The 4,328-nt window shown below is 66.9% G+C and carries 4 protein-coding genes; all 4 read left to right on the top strand.

What is annotated here, in order from left to right; all coding sequences use genetic code 11:
• The first annotated feature begins 177 nt into the window (after positions 1-177).
• Genes QOD90_RS05290 through QOD90_RS05275 form a run of 4 tightly spaced genes read left to right on the top strand, consistent with a single transcriptional unit; the run spans position 178 to position 4,205 of the window.
• Positions 178-927, top strand: a complete 750-nt coding sequence (locus tag QOD90_RS05290) for an SDR family NAD(P)-dependent oxidoreductase (RefSeq protein WP_526347387.1) — start codon at positions 178-180, stop codon at positions 925-927.
• Positions 924-2,573, top strand: coding sequence for an AMP-binding protein (locus QOD90_RS05285; protein WP_526347385.1), 1,650 nt, complete (start codon positions 924-926; stop codon positions 2,571-2,573). Before QOD90_RS05290 ends, QOD90_RS05285 begins: the two co-directional genes overlap by 4 nt.
• Positions 2,563-3,369: an acyl-CoA thioesterase gene (locus QOD90_RS05280; protein WP_526347383.1), complete on the top strand. Its 807-nt coding sequence runs from the start codon at positions 2,563-2,565 to the stop codon at positions 3,367-3,369. Before QOD90_RS05285 ends, QOD90_RS05280 begins: the two co-directional genes overlap by 11 nt.
• Complete coding sequence (locus QOD90_RS05275; protein ID WP_526347381.1) at positions 3,366-4,205, top strand: enoyl-CoA hydratase/isomerase family protein; 840 nt, start codon at positions 3,366-3,368, stop codon at positions 4,203-4,205. The genes QOD90_RS05280 and QOD90_RS05275 overlap by 4 nt, the downstream gene beginning before the upstream one ends.
• Positions 4,206-4,328: the final 123 nt, after the last annotated feature.

Here is a 4,328-nt window from a genome sequence, read left to right as displayed (position 1 = left end):
CCCGCCGCAGGCCGTCCGGCAAGCGCGCCAGCTGTTGAACTCCCACATCGATCGGGCCGCGGTGATCCTGGCGGACTGTGCTCGTGCCGAAAGCGCATGCTTCGACACCAAGGAGCACCGCGTAGAGCTGGAGCGCCTTAGTGCTCGGGTGGCAGCCAAGACTGCGAGGACGACGTAGTGGGCGCCGATGCCCGGGTCGCGCTCGTCACGGGCGGAACGCGGGGGATTGGTCGTGCCATCACCGACCGGTTGACCCGCTCCGGTGTCACGGTGGCCGCGGTGTACGTCCGCGACGTCGCTGCGGCATGGGCAGTCCGCGACGACGCCGAACGATGCGGCGCCAAAGTTTCCCTGCATCAGGTCGACGTCGGGCAACCGACTTCCTGCCAGTCTCTCGTCAACGAGGTTCTCGAGCAGCACGGGCGGTTGGACTATCTGGTCAACAACGCCGGCATGGTGATCGAGCAACGCTTGGGTGCGGTCAGCGCCGAGGACTGGCACCGGCAGCTTGCGGTGAACCTCTCCTCAGCGTTCTTCCTGAGCCAGGCCGCGCTGGCTCACATGACGCAGCAGCGTTTCGGCCGGGTGGTCAACATCGGTTCGGTGACCGCCCTGATGGGCAGCCCCGTGCAGATCGCCTACGCCGCCGCCAAGGGCGGCATCGTCGGCCTGACCAGATCCAGCGCCCGCGCCGTCGCCCGCAAGGGCATCACCGTGAACTGCGTGATCCCCGGCAGTTTCGACACCGATCTGTCGGCAGAGCTGGTGTACACCGACCGGGATGCGGTGACGTCGATGATCCCGGTCGGGCGCTGGGGCCGACCCGAGGAGCTGGCGCACGCCGTCGCGTTCCTGCTCGACGATCTTGCCTCGTACGTCACCGGCGCGGTCCTGACCGTCGACGGCGGAATGAGCATGGGCGGATGACGACGTTTCGATCACCACTGAGCGCTGCCGACGTCGTTGCGCCTGCGGTTCCGGCGAACCTGCGCACCGAGTACCGGCGGTTCGGATACGTCACTGATCTGGCGATCAGCGCCTGCGCCGAACGCGCCGCGCGGCAGTGGGGCAGTCGTCCTGCCCTCGTCGAGTCGGGAACGGACCTGACCTATCAGGAGCTGCTGGAGCTCGTCGAACACGCGGGTGGTTGGCTCACGAAATCCGGGGTCCGGCCAGGCGATGTGGTGTGCTGGCAGACTCCGAACTGGTGGGAGGCTCACGTCCTGGGCCTGGCGATCTGGCATATCGGTGCGGTGAGCTGCCCGATCGCTCCGTTCTATCGCGAGCACGAGTTGCGACATGTCATCGAGCAGGTGCGGCCGGCGGCTGTTGTCTCTGCCGAAGCATTTCGGGGCTTCGCCCACGCTGAGGCATTCGATGACTTGCTGGCCGACGCCGGTCTAGGCGCGATACCCAGGGTTGTCCTGCGAGGCTGCCGCCCCGGCTGGACACCGTTCGAGGACGTCGTATCCGTCGGCCAGCGTCAGCGGTCTGCCACCACCTCGCCGGGCGACCCGTGCCTCATCCTGTTCACGTCGGGAACCACGTCGGCGGCGAAGGCCGCAGTGCATTCGTCGCAAACGTTGTTGGCCGAAACGCGCCAGCTCGTCGACGTGTGGGGCCTGAGCTGGGAAGACGTCGCCTACATGGCGGCCCCGTTACAGCACATCACCGGAGTGCTCAACGCCATGACGATCCCCCTGCTGGTGGGCGCGTCGGCGGTGCTCGCCGAGCGCTGGGATGCCGACGAAGCCGTCCAGGACATGAAGCGGCGACGGGTCACCTGGACTGCCGGCGCGACCGTGTTCCTGCAGGAACTGACCGACGCCGCCCGCGCCGCCCGTGTGCACCTGCCGCTGCGAATGTTCGCGTGTGGCGGTGCGTCGGTTCCGCGCGCGATCATGGAACGTAGTGAGGAGCAAGGGATTCCCGCGGCGCGGGTCTACGGCATGACCGAACTGCCGACAGTCACCGTGATGAACCGGGCCTACCCGTTCGACCTTCGGGCCGAGACCGACGGCGCGGTTGCCCCTGGAGTCGAGGTGCGGGTAGTCGACGACCAATCCCGTTCGCTCCCAACCGGTTCCGCGGGCGAGCTGCTGGTGCGCGGACCCGAGCGGATGCTCGGCTACCTCGACGCCGCGGCCAACCGGACCGCCCTTGACGATGCGGGCTGGTTTCGCACGGGCGACGTCGGTGTCCTCGACAACGCCGGATTCGTCACGATCACCGGCCGCCTCAAGGACGTCATCAATCGCGGCGGTGAGAAGTTCTCTGCCCGCGACATCGAAGACGTGCTCGCAGCGCATCCCGCGGTCCGTCAGGCCGCGGTGGTCGCGGGCCCCGACGCTAGATTCGGCGAAGTTCCGATCGCCTTCGTGGTACTCGACGGTGCGACACGCCCCTCCGCCGACGAACTGGCCGGGCATCTGCGGGCGACCGGCGTCGCGCGCCAGAAGACGCCAGTTGCATGGCATTTCGTGGATTCCCTGCCGATGACGCCGTCGGGCAAGGTCAAGAAGTTCGAGCTGGTCCAAACCGCTCAATCACAGAAGGGCGAGGATGACACCTGACGAATTTCGCACCCTACTCACGGGGAAGGAAGACGCCGACGGCCGGCTGGTGCTGCCGGTCCGCAACCCGAACTCCGAACGGGTCTTCGGCGGGCAGATCCTGGCCCAACTGATCGCGGCGATCGCGCCACCGAATAAGTCCGTGAAGTCGCTGCACGTCGCCTTCCCGCGCGCGGGACGACCTCGCAAACCGCTGTTCCTGGATCTCGAGCAGACTCACGAAGGCCGCTCGCTGGGACACCGGCGTGCCGTCGTCTGGCAGGACGAAGAATCCGGCCGACGCATCGTCGCGACCGCGTCGATCCTCGTCGACCAGGCCGAGGAGAGTTACGACTATCAGTACGCCGCCGTGTCGTCGGGAGATCCGATGGCAGCCAAACCCATTGACTTCGCTGTCGTGCCCGGAGAGTCGAGACTGATCAGCGCAGTCGGTCTCGACGACGCGAGCGCCGTGCCCGCAGAGCTCGCGTTCTGGATGCGCTGTCCGGGCTTCGACGACCCGTCGCTGGCACAACCGACCGTCGCTTATGTCTCGGACTGGCCGCTCATCGGCACGCTGCTCAAAGCCGTGCCCGGCGTCAGCCAGTCCGACGCCCACGTGCTGCTGGAGACCGGCGTCGTGACCCATTCGGTGTGGTTCCACCAGCCGTTCGACGTGTCCGAGTGGCTGCGGGTGGAGACCCGCGGTACCCGGCTGGCCGGCGGCCGCGGCTTCGGCACCGGCGCCGTGTACACCCAGGAAGGGTCGCTCGTGGCGTCCTTCGCCCAGGAAAACGTCATAAGGAGACAGCAATGACAGCAGAGCATTTCGTCCGATACGACGTCGACGACAAGGTCGCGGTGATCACCTTCGACCGCCCGGAGGCCGCCAACGCCCAGACGGCGGGCATCCTCAAGGACCTCGATGACGCATTTCGGCGCGCCGACGAGGACCCCGAGGTCAGGGTCATCGTCTTGACCACCACCGGCAAGCACTTCTCCGCCGGGCACGACATGTCGGGCGTCGATCCTTCGGCGGACGGGCGTGCTCTGGGTCCCCGGCGGACCGACGGCAAGCTCATCGCAGAGGACTACTATGACTGGGAGACAAGGGGATATCTCGAGTACGCCAAGCGCTGGCGCGACATCCCCAAGCCGACCATCGCCGCGGTACAGGGCAAGTGCATCGCGGCTGGGCTGATGCTGTGCTGGCCGTGCGACCTGATCGTCGCCGCGGACAACGCGCAGTTCTCCGATCCGGTCGGCCTGATGGGCATCATGGGTATCGAGTACCACGCTCACACTTGGGAATTCGGGGCGCGCAAGGCCAAGGAGATGCTGTTCACCGCGAGTTCGGTGTCCGCCGAGGAGGCGCTGCGCTCCGGAATGGTCAACCACGTCGTGCCGCTGGACGAATTGCGGTCATTCACCATGACTCTCGCGCATCGGGTGGCCCAAACCGATCCGTGGGCGTTGCGGCTGGCCAAGCGCGCCGTCAACCAGACTCTCGACACCATGGGCTTCTCGACGGCGATCGAATCGTGCTTCGACATGCATCACCTCGGGCACACCAGGGCGCTTGCCGCGACCGGTGGAAAGACCGTCGTGATGGCCGACCTGGAACGGATGAAGGCCGCGGGCCGCGCCAGGTGAGCCGTTCACCGGCAAGCCGGGCCGATCGCTCCTTGGAGCTGACTATCGGCGGAGCATTTGCTTGCCGTCGAAGCTGTTCCACGCTTGCGGACGAAGCTCGATGACGACGCGGTCCTGCCGGGC

This window comes from Mycobacterium sp. (genome assembly GCF_032161845.1).
GTDB lineage: Bacteria > Actinomycetota > Actinomycetes > Mycobacteriales > Mycobacteriaceae > Mycobacterium.
Note: the sequence above shows the minus strand (reverse complement) of the source record. Positions and strands in the feature narration are given on the sequence as shown.